This is a genomic window from Bacteroides timonensis, from assembly GCF_000513195.1.
GTDB lineage: Bacteria > Bacteroidota > Bacteroidia > Bacteroidales > Bacteroidaceae > Bacteroides > Bacteroides timonensis.
The window spans coordinates 1-15,704 of the sequence record NZ_CBVI010000091.1; the positions used below are offsets into that span (position 1 = coordinate 1).

The 15,704-nt window shown below is 43.0% G+C and carries 12 protein-coding genes and 1 pseudogene; 4 read left to right on the top strand and 9 right to left on the bottom strand.

All coding sequences use genetic code 11. The features are described from left to right. Both BN161_RS30150 and BN161_RS16710 read right to left on the bottom strand, forming a co-directional pair. Window positions 1–278: hypothetical protein (locus BN161_RS30150; RefSeq protein WP_209441908.1), on the bottom strand; the 278-nt coding region annotated here is incomplete at its 3' end. Next, window positions 275–1,616, bottom strand: a pseudogene (locus BN161_RS16710) (RNA-binding domain-containing protein). The pseudogene BN161_RS16710 and the gene BN161_RS30150, both read right to left, overlap by 4 nt. Before the next feature lie 288 nt (window positions 1,617–1,904). Between BN161_RS16710 and BN161_RS16715 the strand changes: the two are divergent. Then, window positions 1,905–4,070: a peptidase domain-containing ABC transporter gene (locus BN161_RS16715; protein WP_044268397.1), complete on the top strand. Its 2,166-nt coding sequence runs from the start codon at window positions 1,905–1,907 to the stop codon at window positions 4,068–4,070. Between the two features lie 107 nt (window positions 4,071–4,177). Next, complete coding sequence (locus BN161_RS16720; RefSeq protein WP_044268398.1) at window positions 4,178–5,509, top strand: TolC family protein; 1,332 nt, start codon at window positions 4,178–4,180, stop codon at window positions 5,507–5,509. Window positions 5,510–5,885: 376 nt separating this feature from the next. On the opposite strand, the gene BN161_RS16725 is transcribed toward BN161_RS16720, so the two are convergent. The 5 genes from BN161_RS16725 to rbfA all read right to left on the bottom strand — a co-directional run bounded on the left by BN161_RS16725 (window position 5,886) and on the right by rbfA (window position 10,304). Continuing rightward, entirely contained in the window at window positions 5,886–6,788 is a 903-nt protein-coding gene (locus BN161_RS16725) for a DUF6268 family outer membrane beta-barrel protein (RefSeq protein ID WP_044268399.1), read from the bottom strand. A 133-nt stretch (window positions 6,789–6,921) separates the two neighbouring features. After that, entirely contained in the window at window positions 6,922–7,926 is a 1,005-nt protein-coding gene (locus BN161_RS16730) for a sensor histidine kinase (RefSeq protein WP_044268400.1), read from the bottom strand. A 13-nt stretch (window positions 7,927–7,939) separates the two neighbouring features. Then, on the bottom strand, window positions 7,940–8,698 hold the full coding sequence (locus BN161_RS16735) for a LytR/AlgR family response regulator transcription factor (RefSeq protein WP_044268402.1): 759 nt from the start codon (window positions 8,696–8,698) through the stop codon (window positions 7,940–7,942). A 44-nt stretch (window positions 8,699–8,742) separates the two neighbouring features. After that, window positions 8,743–9,975 carry an FtsX-like permease family protein gene (locus BN161_RS16740; protein ID WP_044268403.1) on the bottom strand — a complete coding sequence of 411 codons (1,233 nt, stop codon included), beginning with the start codon at window positions 9,973–9,975 and terminating at the stop codon, window positions 8,743–8,745. Beyond that, window positions 9,972–10,304, bottom strand: coding sequence for a 30S ribosome-binding factor RbfA (gene rbfA, locus BN161_RS16745; RefSeq protein WP_044268404.1), 333 nt, complete (start codon window positions 10,302–10,304; stop codon window positions 9,972–9,974). The genes BN161_RS16740 and rbfA overlap by 4 nt, the downstream gene beginning before the upstream one ends. 136 nt (window positions 10,305–10,440) lie before the next feature. Between rbfA and BN161_RS16750 the strand changes: the two genes are divergently transcribed. Further along, window positions 10,441–11,532, top strand: coding sequence for a sensor histidine kinase (locus tag BN161_RS16750; protein WP_044268406.1), 1,092 nt, complete (start codon window positions 10,441–10,443; stop codon window positions 11,530–11,532). Then, complete coding sequence (locus BN161_RS16755) at window positions 11,529–13,475, top strand: tetratricopeptide repeat-containing sensor histidine kinase (protein ID WP_044268408.1); 1,947 nt, start codon at window positions 11,529–11,531, stop codon at window positions 13,473–13,475. The genes BN161_RS16750 and BN161_RS16755 overlap by 4 nt, the downstream gene beginning before the upstream one ends. Window positions 13,476–13,478: 3 nt before the next feature. Here the strand turns inward: BN161_RS16755 and BN161_RS16760 are convergent, their stop codons facing one another. Both BN161_RS16760 and pyk read right to left on the bottom strand, forming a co-directional pair. Further along, a complete protein-coding gene (locus tag BN161_RS16760) occupies window positions 13,479–14,108 on the bottom strand; it encodes an O-methyltransferase (RefSeq protein ID WP_044268410.1) in 630 nt (209 codons plus the stop codon). A 100-nt stretch (window positions 14,109–14,208) separates the two neighbouring features. Continuing rightward, complete coding sequence (pyk, locus tag BN161_RS16765; protein WP_044268411.1) at window positions 14,209–15,666, bottom strand: pyruvate kinase; 1,458 nt, start codon at window positions 15,664–15,666, stop codon at window positions 14,209–14,211. Window positions 15,667–15,704 lie beyond the last annotated feature (38 nt).

A 15,704-nucleotide genomic window follows, 5' to 3' on the forward strand; every position in this document is an offset into this window, starting at 1 on the left:
TCAGAAAATCCATTTTTAGCCAAACAACCATCAAAAAAGAAGATAGATGGCGGCATAGGCGCCACAAAAGCTGAAAAACAAAAATAGATTGGGAACCCTAAGAAAAAGGATTCACAATCTATTTTTTGTGTATTAGGGAGAGACTTATTACAAGTGGGGAACTTTTTCAGTGCCCTCATTAAAACAACTCTCTTTTCAATGAACCCTTTGTGAACCCTTAGGCGAATATATAAACCTCTAAATTTCAACCTATTGAGTGAGCGCATTCTTGTTTTCACTCTGATTTTGAATCCTTTGTGAACCCTTTAAGCGTGTAGTGAGTTCCTTTACCGGTTGTTCCTTGTATTTCTAACCAATTATCCAATTGTGATAATATCCGGTATGCGGTAGCCTTACTTGTATTCAACAATCTTTGCACATCTGAATTTGTTACTGCTCCATTCTTTGCTGCATACTCAATAACAGGCATAAACCGTTTATCCAAATTTTGCGAAACAAGCTGTGAATGTACATCCGTGTAATAGGTTATCATCAAACCACTTAATACTTGTACGACTGGTGGCAACAGATTATAAGAACCGACAGCCTCCAAAATACGTTTATACCCACGTCCCCAACTCTCAATATCTCCACACCTAAAAAGAGCATTGGCAATGGAAGGATTATAAGGACGGGACGGATGTTTCTCAAACAGCTTCTGTGTCGTCCAGTCTTCAGGCAAACGCCCGGCATTCCAAAAAAACCACATGGTCGGGGTAAACACTTATCTGTGTGGGGGTTGCATCCTCATAAGATTTGTGAGCTATGCAATTCATTAAAGACTCTCTTAATGCTTCAACCGGAAACTGTGGAGTTTCACGGCGGGCCCCCCCCTCATAGGAGATGCTATATATAAGATATTTGGTCTTTATCAAATCCATAGCTTTGTCTATCTGTTCCATTAAGGAGCCATGAACCTCATCTTGAAACGCCAAATCTTCATTATCATTCCGAAAGAAACCTATCTTTATGTATGCACCCCGCACATATTTCTCAGGATCAGGATGAAATAGCAATACAGCCGCCCGAGTTAATTGTCGGGTATCATCATCTATCAGCCGCAGATCATAGAGTAAGTGCTCTGTCGTATCATTCAAAATATCAGCATCCACACGGTTGCTTTTTGCAGCTTCCCGGCGGAAACGCCTCAATGCATTAGTCGATAAGTCCTCTATTGTTACACCCGCTATCAGAAAATCATCCCAATTTTTACCTGTACGTTGCAGAATAAAACGATTCAGGGCTCCGCCTTTTAATTCCTGCTTCGTACTACCCGTACGATAATGGTACTGACCTTTATAATTTATCGGATTTGAATAAGGCGGCACTACGATTTCGATGTATTCCAGCCCGTTTTCTTCCAGCAAGTTTACATCCACAATTACGCCCAGAACATCACGCACTTTATTCGGTATATCTTCCAATAACTTTTTAGCATTAGGAGCCCCCACCACTTTTCCATTATCGTCCATACCTATATATATTTTACCGCCTACGGCATTGGCGAAACCGCATATCCATTTCAGATATTCGTCACGCCAGCTTTCTTTCCATTCTATATTTTGATTCTCACTCATATACTTGTACTTTATCAGATGCAAAAAGACTAAAAACGCTAATCATTAAAGAAGAATAATGTTTATTCTTTCCCTCTAATCAGACAACATTGCAGGAATATTCTTGTATTATTCTACGCAGCATCAATTTAACATAGCGATAACATAGCAATAACACAACTTCTTCCACTAACCCCGTACTTTTGCTTCACAGAAAAAATACTCCTTAAAACAATACACGGCTAATGAGATGATAGCCCAAAAACAGCAAGTAAACATTAAGTAGCAAATAATAAAAACAGAGATAAAATGAAAAAAGGTACCAAGATCAAACAACATGACATCACCGATTGCGGAGCAGCCTGTCTGGCTTCCGTATGCGCCCACTACGGACTGCGCTTCCCGGTATCGCGCATCCGCCAATATGCATTCACCGACCAGAAAGGTACGAATGTATTAGGACTGATAGAAGCCGCCAACAAACTGGGATTGTCCGCCAAAGGCGTCCGCGCACAGTTCGATGCACTGTACACGATTCCCAAGCCAACCATCGCACATGTGCTGGTAAATCACAAACAACTTCAACACTTTGTTGTAATCTACAAAGTGACGAAGACACACATCACATATATGGATCCCGGAGACGGACGGATGCATAAGGTTTTACACGAAGACTTCCGGCACGACTGGACAGGTATACTGGTATTGATGGAACCGGAAGAGACCTTCAAAAAGGGAAATCAGCAAACCAGCATGAGCAAGAAATTCCTTTCATTGCTGGCACCCCATAAGTCCGTAATGCTGCAAGCCGTCTTCGGTGCACTTGTTTTCAGTATTTTGGGATTATCCACTTCTATCTATGTAGGCAAAATCACAGACTATGTACTGGTCGACAAAAACACCAATTTGCTGAATCTGATGGGAGTGATTATGCTCATTATCCTGTTGCTGCGTACCTTCATCGGTGCAATGAAAAGCATTCTGGCACTGAAAACCGGACAAAGAATCGATGCAGCCCTGATCCTGGGATATTACAAACACCTGCTGACCCTGCCTCAACAATTCTTTGACACCATGCGCGTAGGAGAAATCATTTCACGCGTGAACGATGCCGTGAAAATACGCAACTTCATCAACAACGTATCTCTCGATCTGGTAGTGAATATCATGATACTGGTGTTCTCCCTGTGCCTGATGTTCATTTATTCCTGGAAACTGGCAGTCATGACCCTGATATCTGCACCGCTATTCCTGCTCATCTTCTGGGGCTTCAACAAGCTGAACCGGAAATACCAACGCAGCATCATGGAAAGCAGTGCCGATCTGGAATCCCAATTGGTAGAGTCCATCAATTCCATTTCAACCATTAAGCGTTTCGGCATCGAAGAGTATGCCAACCTGAAGACAGAAAGTCGTTTTGTACATTTATTGAAGAATACTTACCGAAGTATTTACGGTTCCATCCTGGCACAAGGAGGCATCCAATTCGTATCTACAGGAATCACAATCGCCATCTTGTGGCTGGGCAGCATTCTGGTTATCGATCAGGAGATGACACCCGGCACGCTCATGGTATTCTATTCTCTGGTCGGTTACGTCATCTCGCCCATCGGTTCGCTGATATCATCTAACCAGACTATTCAGGATGCATTGATAGCCGCCGACCGTCTGTTTCAGATTATGGATTTGGAAAGGGAGCAGGACAATGAACAAAAGATCATTCTGGAACCGGACATGATGGGCGACATCATTTTTGAGAATGTTTCTTTCAGATACGGTTCACGCAAGGAAGTATTCAACTCCCTGAATCTAACCATAGAAAAGGGCAAGACTACTGCCGTCATCGGAGAAAGCGGTTCGGGTAAAACAACACTGATTTCCCTTTTACAGCACATCTACCCCATTCAATCCGGACGCATCCGCATTGGAGACTATGACATTGCACAGATTGACAATCGCAGCCTCCGGCGCCGGGTAGGTACCGTTCCCCAACAAATCGAGCTGTTTGCCGGAACCGTCACCGAAAACATCGCACTCGGTGATACGCAACCGGACATGAAACGTATTAGCAGTCTGGTGAAACAGCTCGGCCTGACAGATTTTATAGACAGGCTGCCTAATGGCTACATGACTCAAGTAGGCGAACACGGCGCCACCCTTTCCGGAGGCGAGCGTCAGAGACTTGCCATAGCCCGCGCCCTGTATAAAGAACCGGAAATCCTGATTTTCGATGAAGCCACTTCGTCACTGGATTCCATAGCCGAACGTTATGTAAAAGAAACACTGGATGCATTGGCCGGAAAGGGGAAAACGGTAATCATCATTGCCCACCGACTGACTACAGTGAGATGTGCCGACAACATTGTAGTGATTGACAAGGGTAAAGTGGCAGAAACCGGCACACACAGCCAGCTCTACGATGCAGGTGGCTCATACTTCAGGCTTTGGAACGAGCAGTTTGCCATGCTGGAATAATCTTAACATAGCAATAACATTTCTATAACATCGTTTGAGCTGTCAGTGTTCTATTTTTGCAACAACAAAGCAATAGAATCATACAGTAATCAAACGATGTTATTTTTATGAAGAAATTAATAATGATAAGCGTGGCAATCACGACTTTCGCCTTTATCGGCAATGTACAGGCACAAAATAGAAGATGGTCTCTCCAAGAGTGCATCGATCACGCCATCCGGCACAATATTGAAGTAAAACAAAGCCGGAACCGTATTGAAAAACTAAAAGTAGAAAAAAGCACTTTAAAAAACAGTTTCCTGCCCGACCTCAGTGCCGGAACTTCTCAGAAGTTCGACTTCGGACGCTCACTCAATCGCAGTAATGCATACGAAGACAGCAATACACAAAGTTCTTCCTTCTCCGTAAGCGCAGAAATGCCTCTTTTTACAGGTTTCCGGCGGAGTGCATCCGTATCACGCAACAAGTTCGACCTGATGGCAGCCGAAGCTGATAAGGAACTTATAGAAAACGATTTATCACTGAATGTCACAAGCTGCTATTTCCAGATTCTGCTGAACAAGGAAATCCATAAGATTGCCCGGGAGCAAATCCGTTTGACCCGGGAACAAGAAGACCGGACATTACTTCTGATAGAAAACGGCAAAGCACCGCAATCCCAACTATATGATGTCAAAGCTCAATTGGCTGACGATGAACTGACGGCAACGGAAGCCAAAAACTCGCTCCGTCTCTCCCTCCTCGACCTCATACAGCTCATGGAACTGCAAGGGCATGAGGAGTTCGACATCGATTCTCTTGATGAGAACATATCCCGGACAGATACCATCATGCCCCAAAACATCTATGCAGCCGCACTGAACTGTATGCCTCAAATAAAACAGGCCTATTATTCACTGCAAAGCAGTTCAAAAGCCATCAAAGTGGCCAAAGCAGGATACTACCCCACGCTTTCATTGGGTGCAGGTATCAGTACCGGCTATTACCATTCGGGGAACAGCATAAATCCATCCTTCAGGCAGCAACTCCAAAATAATATGCAGAAAAGTGTCTATTTATCACTGAGTATCCCTCTTTTCGACCGATTTTCAACCCGGAATGAAGTCCGCACCGCACGAATAGAAGAGAGTAATGCCCGTCTGTCTCTGGAAAATGAGAAAAAGAACCTATATAAGGAGATTGAAAAAGCTTATACGGATGCAGTGAACGCATTGGAAAAATACGAATCGACCTCCAAAGCCGTCGTTGCCAATGAAGAGGCACATCGCTATGCTTTGGAGAAGTATGCTTCGGGGAAGTCAGCCGTATATGAATACAACGAAATAAAAATGAAACTGGCAGAGGCATTATCGAAACAATCACAAGCAAAGTATGCGTATCTGCTAAAAGAGCGAGTATTGGCATTCTACTCATGCAGAGAATCAGCACTAAGCCATTGATTATTTCTTTTTGCCCGGTTGTTTCTGTATCTCTACAGTAAGCATTACCGGGTGTTAACCTTGGCTGACAAGCCTGCCAACCTTGGTTAACCGGCTCGTCAACCAAGGTTGATAGGCCTGTTAACCTAGGTCAACACCCGGCTACCCCTAAGGGTAAAGGGATAGATCACTGGTTCTCAACACAATAACCCCTGATATAAAGTAAATATATGCATCATCCTGATCCGGATTGATTGCAAGAGTGAGAGCTCCTTTTTTGCTCTCACTCTTAAAAGTTGCTCTCACTAACACTTAAGATTCTTATTATTACTGCTTTATATACAAAGTGAGAGCAGTGAGAGCAACTTGATCCAACTTTTTGTTGAACGCATTCTGTCTAAAACCCACACTTCACTCCGGCGGAAAAGTAAACCGTCGGATTGAAATACGGATCATCTTTATCACTGAACATATTGTCTACAAACCCTTTAAGCGTACGTTTAGTCAGATCTCCAGACCTGAGCCAATTGCCCCCTATCCCCAAATACAGGCACGACTTCTTACCTATTTTGTATTCCGGACAGAGATAAGATCGCATCATAACCGAAGCATATATCATAGACTTCCCCTCTACATCCATCACAGAAGATATCCCATCCATTTCCATTGCCACCAACCTCAGCTTAAACCGATCTCCCAAACGTACCGCCCCGGACACCTCAACACCGGAAGAGAGATTCACATTGACCTCATAATTACCGGAAAGCTGCCAGTTAAGAAAGAACATCGGCATGGCAATAGGCACTCCAAATGAATTCGTCAATCCAGCCCCAACACCTATATCCAGATTTTTCCTGCATTTATACACAAAAATCACTCCCCCATTCACCAATACACTCTGCCAGGTAATTGCATCCGGTGCCGAATAAATACCTGCTCCCAAACTGGCTATCATGTACCACTTCTTCGACAAGGGCCGTACATGTGTCAGGTTAAGGCTGCCACTCAACACCTCATCCGGATGTATATCCAAAGCCATCTGTCGATTATTAAGCATCGCATAAGTCCCTCTGACCGATGCCGACCACATGACAGGTTGTCCTGATGCATTCTGCTTCAGCGAAAAGGGCAGCGTATATGCTCCGGTGAATTTTAATAAATCGCCCGAACCCAATTTATTCCCCGCTTCATCTCTGAAAGAAGAGGCAGGCATATACTCCGTTTTAATAACTCCTTGTGCAAAACCATCGATTGCTGCCACCAAGAGCAACAGAAATAAAAAATAAGAGAATCGTCTCATTGCTAATAAATTAGATTATTTTATTGCAAAGAAAAGAGATTAGCTTGTCCGGTATAAGTCTTTTCCGACGAACTGCATGAAAGACCTGTTGAATTTCATTATCCCAAAGATGGAACAAAAGGAAAAAAGAAGATTATTCGAGGAAAGGTACTCTCACTACAAATTCTGTAGTACTTTTCACGATATCAATTACTTTATCATACAAGGCGTATTGTTTTTCCAGATTCCCTAATCCTACACCACCTCTATCTACTGAACTCCGCAATTGCAGATTATTGGAAACCATGATCCCCTCATCGGTAAAGCCTATCCGAACAATAAGTGGATTCTTTAAAGTAGCTATATTATGCTTAATCGCATTTTCTACCAGCAGTTGCAAGCTGACGGGAATGATTAATCTGGTTCCGTACAAATCATATTCGTCTATCTCGATGAACAATGTATCTTCAAAGCGAATCTTCTCCAGAAATACATAGCTTTCCAGAAAAGCCAGTTCTTCCTTCAAAGTAACCATCGGACGATTGTTTGTCAACAACAGATAACGGTAGACACCTGACAGCTTTTTAGCAAACAGATTGGTCTTTTCCGCATCACTATAGGCCAGTGAGGATAGCACATTCAGACTATTGAACAGGAAATGTGGATTTATCTGGGCTTTCAAGGTTTCATACTGATACTGAATCTTCTCTTTCTCTATAATTGCCAGTTTCTTCTCTGCTTCCATTTGGCTTTGCTGATAAAAGAATATCTCAATCAGAAGAACAATCATGCTATTCCAAAGTACTACCGGCAGAGACATTTTCAGCAGAGCATAATCTTCCGGCCAAGGTTCCTCCAGAATAATGGACAGGATATAATTTGCCGCTATGCCGAAGCAACTCACCCATACGGATGCCAACAATAAATCGATAAAGATTCTCATTGTATTGTTAATGTTGTCCAGCTTCTTATGGACAATAACAATGATGAGAAAGTCAACAATCCCCACAAAAATGCAGGCAGGTAAATTGAGCAGATACTGTGTCTCCAAACTCAGGCTCCGGGGAGCGTCAGAAAGAAGCTCCGCCACATACTGGAATGCAAACAGAGAAATTGCAATGATCACTATGAAAAGCAGGATATACCATTTATTCTTCATCCCCAAATGTATTTTAAAGCACACCATCCACCCACTTCAGGAAATCAGGAACCCGCACACGACTGATTAAAACCTCGTGCGGACATTCAGGCTGGAAGCTCAACTTCAACCTACTATTGAAGTACTTGGATATCTTACGGATAGAATTGATATTGGCAATGCAATTGCGGGAAACACGGAAGAAAGTCCTCTCATCCAGCAACTGCTCTATCTGTTCCAAAGTATAGTCCACAATATAGCGTTTATCTGAAAAGGTATGCAGAAAGACTACTTTCTCTTCACTGTAGAAGAAAGCGATATCCGAAGTCTCCACATAATGATATGCATCACCTTTCTGGATAAGGAAACGGTTCTTTTTACAATTACTCATCAATGCTTCTTCCAGTTTCCTGTAATCGGTAGCGGGAGGTTGCACAACCCTGAACTGTTCAAATTTCCTCAATGCCGCCAGTAAATCATCTTCCTCCACAGGCTTCAGCAGATAATCCACACTATTCACCTTAAATGCCTGTATGGCATGCTCATCATAGGCGGTAGTAAAGATAACAGGCGTCGTAACCTGCATCTGCTCAAAAATGTCGAAACTGTATCCATCCGTCAACCGGATATCCAGCAACACCAAATCTACCGGATGATGTTTCAGAAATTGTACGGTCTGCTCCACAGTGGCTGTCCATGCCTCCAATTGATAATCGGGGCGTAACTTCTCCATCATCCGCTTCATTTCTTCGTAAGCGAAACGTTCGTCTTCTACTAACAGGTATTTCATCATCCGTCACTCAATTTATAGGAATCTGCCGTAACCGAAAACTGACATTATTTCTTCAGTAACCGCCGCGTCAAATAGTGCACCGGATACCACACCGAAAGGAATCCGACAGTAATCACCGTAATAAATATCAGTACTACATCCGTTGCATGCACACTGACTGGATAAGCATCCACAATAAAGCTGCCACTACCGCCACCTAAGGAGATGATGCCAAAACGCTGCTGGATATAGCAAAGCAACAGCCCCAAAACAATACCGGAAAGTGCACCGAACAGGGAAATAAGCCGACCTTCAAACAAAAATATACGGGCTATCAAGCGGTCATCAGCTCCAAGATTACGCAGAGTCTCCACGTCTTCGCGTTTATCCAGGATCAACATGGAAAGAGATCCAATCACATTGAAACAGGCTATCGCAAGAATAAATGTGAGAAAAAGATAAGATATGAATTTCTCTATCTCCATAATACGGAACACATCTGCCTGCTGCTCATAACGGTCCAGTACCACAAATTCATCACCCAGGATACGGGCAATCTTTCTCTGCACAGCCGTGACATCCGCCCCCGGCTTCAACTTCAATTCCACAGCCGACACCTCCGTGTCATAATTAAAAAGATTACGGGCAAAGCTAAGAGAAGTAAGAATGTAGCGTGCATCATACTTCTGCTGATTAACAACAAACACTACACCGGGAGAGAAAAGGTAATCACGATTGAAAGAAGCGGAAGGATTAGCCATATTCACGCGTACATTCCGTTTGGGAGCATACACTTGAAGAGGATCAACAAACTGAAGTCCTGTTCCCAACTCAGATATCAGCTCCACACCCAATACGCCATAATCTACGATAGAGTCATGTAGGATAAATTCACCTGCGCCGTACAGCAAACTATCAATAGACGTAAGCTCCTCGAAATTATCTTCCACCCCTTTAATAATAGCCATAGCCTGACGGTCCTTATATTGCACCATGGCATTCTCCTCCAGCGTCTCTGTCCAGACACCAATCTCCGGCAAAGAACGCACTTCCTGAAATGCTGCCCCCTGCGGTTCAAAGACTTTTCCTTCACGAACCGTAATTTTCAATTCCGGATCAAAAGCTGTAAAGAACCCTGCCACCATGTCCTGAAAACCATTGAACACGGAGAGTGTACAGACCAACGCCAACGTAGCCAATGCCACTCCACACACCGAAATGCCGGAAATGATATTGATAGCGTTGTGCTTCTTCTTGGAGAAGAGATAGCGCCGGGCTATGTAGAAGGGAAGGTTCACTTCAACAATTCATCTATTTTTTCAAGATAATCCAGTGAATCATCCACAAAGAACTTCAGTTCCGGAATGATACGAAGCTGATGACGCACACGGGTCCCCAACTCATAACGGATAGACTTCATATTATCATTGACATTCTTTATTATCTCCTCCGCCTTTTCCGAAGGGAAGATACTGAGATAAGCACGTGCGACACTCAAGTCCGGGCTGATACGCACAGCACTGACAGAGATCAGTACACCGGGCATCGACTTAGTCTGCAACAAGAAAATTTCACTCAATTCTTTTTGAAGCAAACGGGATATTTTATTCTGTCTGGTAGTTTCCATACTATATATTTCTTTATTTAGAGACAAAGTTACGGAAATATCTCAGTTAGCTGATAAATTATACTTTTTTTAGCACGATTATTGCGACAATCTATTTGTAATAAAATACCTTTGCAACGACACTAATCAAAAAAACATGAAAAAGCCTGTCTTCATACTACTATTTCTGCTTTTCCCGTTTCTTAACAGTTATGCCAATCAGGGTAGCAGCCAAGATAGTATCCGGAAAGTCGCCGACCAGTATATGCAAGAACAGCAATATGAAAAAGCTGCCAACCTGTATAAAGAATTGGGAGACCGAATTGAAACGGATTACAAAGAAATCAACTCCCATAAAGTAAAGGATTTACGGAAGACATACTCCATAGACGAACTGCAACTGGCCAACAACCAGCAACAGAACCATTTGCTATTAGTAGCCCTCATCATATTACCCTGTTTCATCATTGCTGCAGTTTTTTGCTTCGTCTACCTGAAAAAACAAGCCAAAAAGTTAATGTTCTCAAGGCGGAAGTTACAGAAAGCAGAGAAAGCGGTAGAAGACTCGATACGCAACAAAAGCCTTTTCATTTCAAACATGAGCCACGAAATCCGGACTCCATTGAATGCCTTGTCCGGCTTTTCCGATATACTGACCACTCCCGGCATCGATGATGAAACCCGGAAACAATGCAATGATATTATCCAGTTGAACTCCCGCCTGCTACTGAATCTGGTGAACGATGTGGTAGACATATCCTGCCTTGACGTAACGAACATGAAGTTCAACCTTAAACAATGCGATGCAGTGGACTTATGCGAAGGTATCGTTCAAACATTAGAAGGTATCAAGCAGACACAAGCCGAAATCTTCTTCAAAACCGAACTCCCATCCTTAGAGATCGAGACCGATACCCTCCGGTTGCACCAAGTGCTAATCAATATATTGGTCAATGCCACCAAGTTCACAAAGGAAGGAAGCATCACCCTGCTACTGGAACAAAACGAAAAAGGTATGGCGCAATTCTCCATCACTGATACCGGTTGCGGTATTCCGTTAGAAAAACAAGGCAAAATATTCGAACGCTTCGAAAGAGTAAACGAGAAATCCCAGGGAACAGGCCTTGGATTGGCTATCTGCCAACTCATCATCAGCCGCCTTGGCGGGAATATCTGGATAGACCCGCAATATACCGGTGGTTCACGGTTCGTCTTCACCCACCCATTAAAGCAGGAGGACAAGGCATGAAGAAAGCAACATTAATTATTTTGTTCATATCCGGAATGCTATTCCAAATAAAAGCATACCCATCCCAGCAAACAGAGCAACAATTCCGCGACAGCATTTTTCAGGTTGTCAAATCCGAGACTAATGATACACTTCGCTCAAAGATATTGAGAGACGCTTTCCAGCAATACATAGGGAAAAAGGTTGGTATAGAATTTCTCGACTCCGCTCTTGTACTTTCCAGACAGAAAGGAATGCACGAAGAAGAGTTATACATTCTTTTTGATTATTGCCGCCACTATGAATTCCAGGCTGACGCTTCTGAGATGGAACGGTGTTTTCTGAACCTGAGAGAAGCCAGCTACCGATATAAGGATTACTCGCTCTATTATACAATCTGGTTATCCATATTACAGGCCAGGTGTGCCCAGGGAGACACAGAATACGCCATCATGCAAGCCCGGGAAATGCAAAAAGAAGCCGGTCGCATCCAATACGACAGGGGAGTATTCGTTTCACTCATCGCCTTGGCACAAGCACAAGACTTTGCTGAACAATATGACGAAGCGATTGCAAGCTATAAACAAGCTTTGATAGTAAATCCGGATGCCAACAATTATTCTCTGATGCTGATACACGAGAATTTGGCGGGAATATACATGGCACAACAGAAGTATACAGAAGCCCGCAGTGAATTGGAGCAGTTACAAGAGGTCTTGAAAAAAATGGTAGAAAAGGACCCGCAATCCATAAATATATTGAGAAACATTTTCTTAGAGACAGAAATATATTTCGGTACGGCTTATGCTAAGGCCGAAGACAAAGATAGCCTTAAACTACATTTGGCAAGAGCAGAAAAGTACTACGATAAAGATATATTCTTCAGCTACTATATTGATTACCATGCTCTATGGGGCGTATACTATAAGCTCATAAAAGACTGGGAAAAGTGTTTCCAATCATTCGATCTGGCCTTGTCATCCTGTCAGGGAACAGAGCCTTTCCATGACAACAGTATTCTCAAGATGAAAGCAGAAGCTATGCTGGAGGCGGGTCGATATGAAGAAGCAGCCGACATCTATAAAACAGCCGCCCTTAAAGGAGACTCTCTCAACAAGGATATGCTGCAACGCCATGAAGAAGTATATCAAGCTAATTATAAAATCCAAAAAGCTTTATTAGATAAAGAATTGCTGACCAAACAAAATCGCTGGATATACGTCGGAACATCTGCCGTCATACTTATCCTGATGCTCCTTGCCATTATACGCGCCCTTCGCATTCACGGGCAATTACGTAGTTCGGAAAAAGAAACCCGGCACGCATTAGAAACGATAGAAGCGGCAGATAAAATGAAAGAGTATTTTCTGCAAAATATCACTTATGAAATCCGCATACCACTGAATACAGTCGTAGGTTTTTCCGAACTATTATCTACCGAGAAAAATCTTTCCGAGGAGGAAATACAGGAGTATTCGGCAGCCATAAAGAATAACTCTGAAAAGCTACTGGCCTTGATAAACAACATCCTTGATTTATCACGCCTTGAAGCTGGCATGATGCGGTTTAACGTACAGGAATGTGATGCCGTAGAACTTTGCCGGGAAGCAAAGATGATGGTAAACATGCAGACCACGTTAGTGAATCCGGAATTCCACACCACTCTGGAGACATTGCCCATCCAGGCGGATAGCAGATGGTTCCTCAAACTGCTTTCATCATTATTGTCCGTACCAAGGTTATATGACGGAGAAGTTTGCCAAGTGGAATACACCCTGACCAGAGAAGAACAACATCTTAAAATCACAGTAAAAGGAAGTCCTCTCTACCAAGTGTGGGAAGACGAACAGGAACAACGTATCCTGCACGACATCAACCGGCTTTATCTGGGAGCATTTAAAGGGAACTATCAGGTTTCAGAAGGAGTGGAAAAAGTGGTTACAATTACTTATCCTCTGACTTAAATATTATTTCTTGCGGATAATGGTCAGTCCGTCACGCAAAGGAAGAATTACCTTCTCTACCCGTGCATCCTGTGCGACAAGGTCATTGAAAGCCTTGATTCCTATAGTCTGCAGATCAGTACGATGCGGTTGTTCTTCAAGAACATGACCGTCCCACAAAGTATTATCGGCAATAATGTAACCGCCATCGGAAAGACGCGACAGCACCATCTCATAATAATCGATATATTTACGCTTGTCACCATCAATAAAGGCAAGGTCGAAAATAAGATCCAACTGTGGAACCATTTCCAACGCATCACCTATATAAAACCTGATCCTATCCGCATAAGCAGAATTCTCCAACCATGGGCGGGTGAAGTCTTCTTGTTCATCATTGATCTCAAACGTGTATAACATTCCGTCTTCCGGTAATCCTTCGGCCATGCAAAGAGCAGAATAACCGCTATAAGTACCTATTTCCAGAATACGATGAGGACGTATCATTTTGACAAACATCTTTAGCATCCGCCCCTGCAAATGGCCCGATGCCATACGCGGATACAACAATTTAATATGTGTATCCCGATAAAGGGCTTTCAGATAATCACCTTCATCGTCAATGTGCTGCAAAATATATTCGTCTATAGTCATAACAGTTGACAATTAACAATTGACAGTTGACAATTGACAATTGCTATGCAGTGTGACAGCGCAACCAATTGTCAATTGTCAATTATCAATTGTCAATTCATTAAAGGTATCTGTTTTTATTGGGTAATACACTTTCTTCCGCATACTTCAGAGCATCTCCCACTACATTAATTTCGAGGAAAGAAGTATGTGTTCCGGCTTTACCGCTGCTCAGATAACCCACCATATCAGTTTCTGATAAACGGCCTTCTTTCAGCAGACGACGCAGAGCTGCGAAATAGTATTCCTGGCCGTTAGCAAGTTCCGGCATGTAAATAGCTTCCACACCGTAAGAAAGTGCCAGATGGCGCATTGTCTTTTCCTTATAACAGATGGCCAGCACCGGATATTTACCACGGAATGCAGCAAGGTTGCGGGCAGTACGTCCACTGTAACTATCAGTGATGATCGCACGTATCTTCAACTTCGAAGTAGCCTTTACAGCTTGTTTCGCCAGGAAGGCAGTCACATCGTTGCTGTTCTCATCCAGTGGAATACGAATATCGTTATCAGCCAATTTATCTTTTTCTGCTTGTGCAGCCACCTTTGTCATAGTCTTCACGGCATCCAACGGATATTTACCATACGCCGTTTCACCGCTCAGCATCAAAGCATCCGTACGGTAATAAATAGCATTCGCAATATCTGTTACCTCTGCACGGGTAGGACGCGGATTGGTAATCATTGTATGAAGCATCTGCGTAGCCACAATTACCGGTTTCTTTGCCAGGATACATTTACGAATCAGCAAACGCTGAATACCCGGAATACGCTCTTGGGGGACTTCGATACCAAGGTCACCACGAGCCACCATCACACCGTCAGCCACTTCCAGGATTTCATCAATGTTATCAACGCCTTCCTGATTCTCTATCTTGGCTACGATACGGATATCACTGTTATGAGCATCCAGAATTTCCTTTATATCCAGAACATCCTGTTTATTACGCACAAAAGAGTGAGCAATAAAGTCGATGTCTTTCTCAATGGCATAAAGAATATTGGTACGGTCCTTTTCCGTCAGAGAAGGAAGATTGATACGTACTCCCGGCACATTTACGCTCTTACGACTTCCCAAAGTAGCATCATTCTGTATCTCACATACCAAATGATCTTCCGTTTTATCCACAACAATCATTTCCAGATCACCATCATCAATAAGGATGTGTATGCCAATGGCAACATCGTGCACAAAGTTAGGGTAGGAAACGGAAATACATTCACGGGTAGTTTCCAAATCTGGATCACCTACGACTTTCACTCTGTCACCGACTTTGTAAGCGATAGGATCGGCACAGATGGTAGTACGCACTTCCGGACCTTTAGTATCCATCAGGATAGCTATACGGTTGGACACCGCACGCACATTATTTATCAGCATCTCCGAACCTTCGCGGCCGAGATGTGCCGTGTTCATACGCACCACATTCATACCGGCTTCAAACAAGCCTTTTATAAAATCAACATCGCAACGCTTATCAGAAATAGTTGCAACGATTTTTGTCTGTTTCAATAACATAATCTTATACCTATTTTATTTAATTACAAATTATGAAT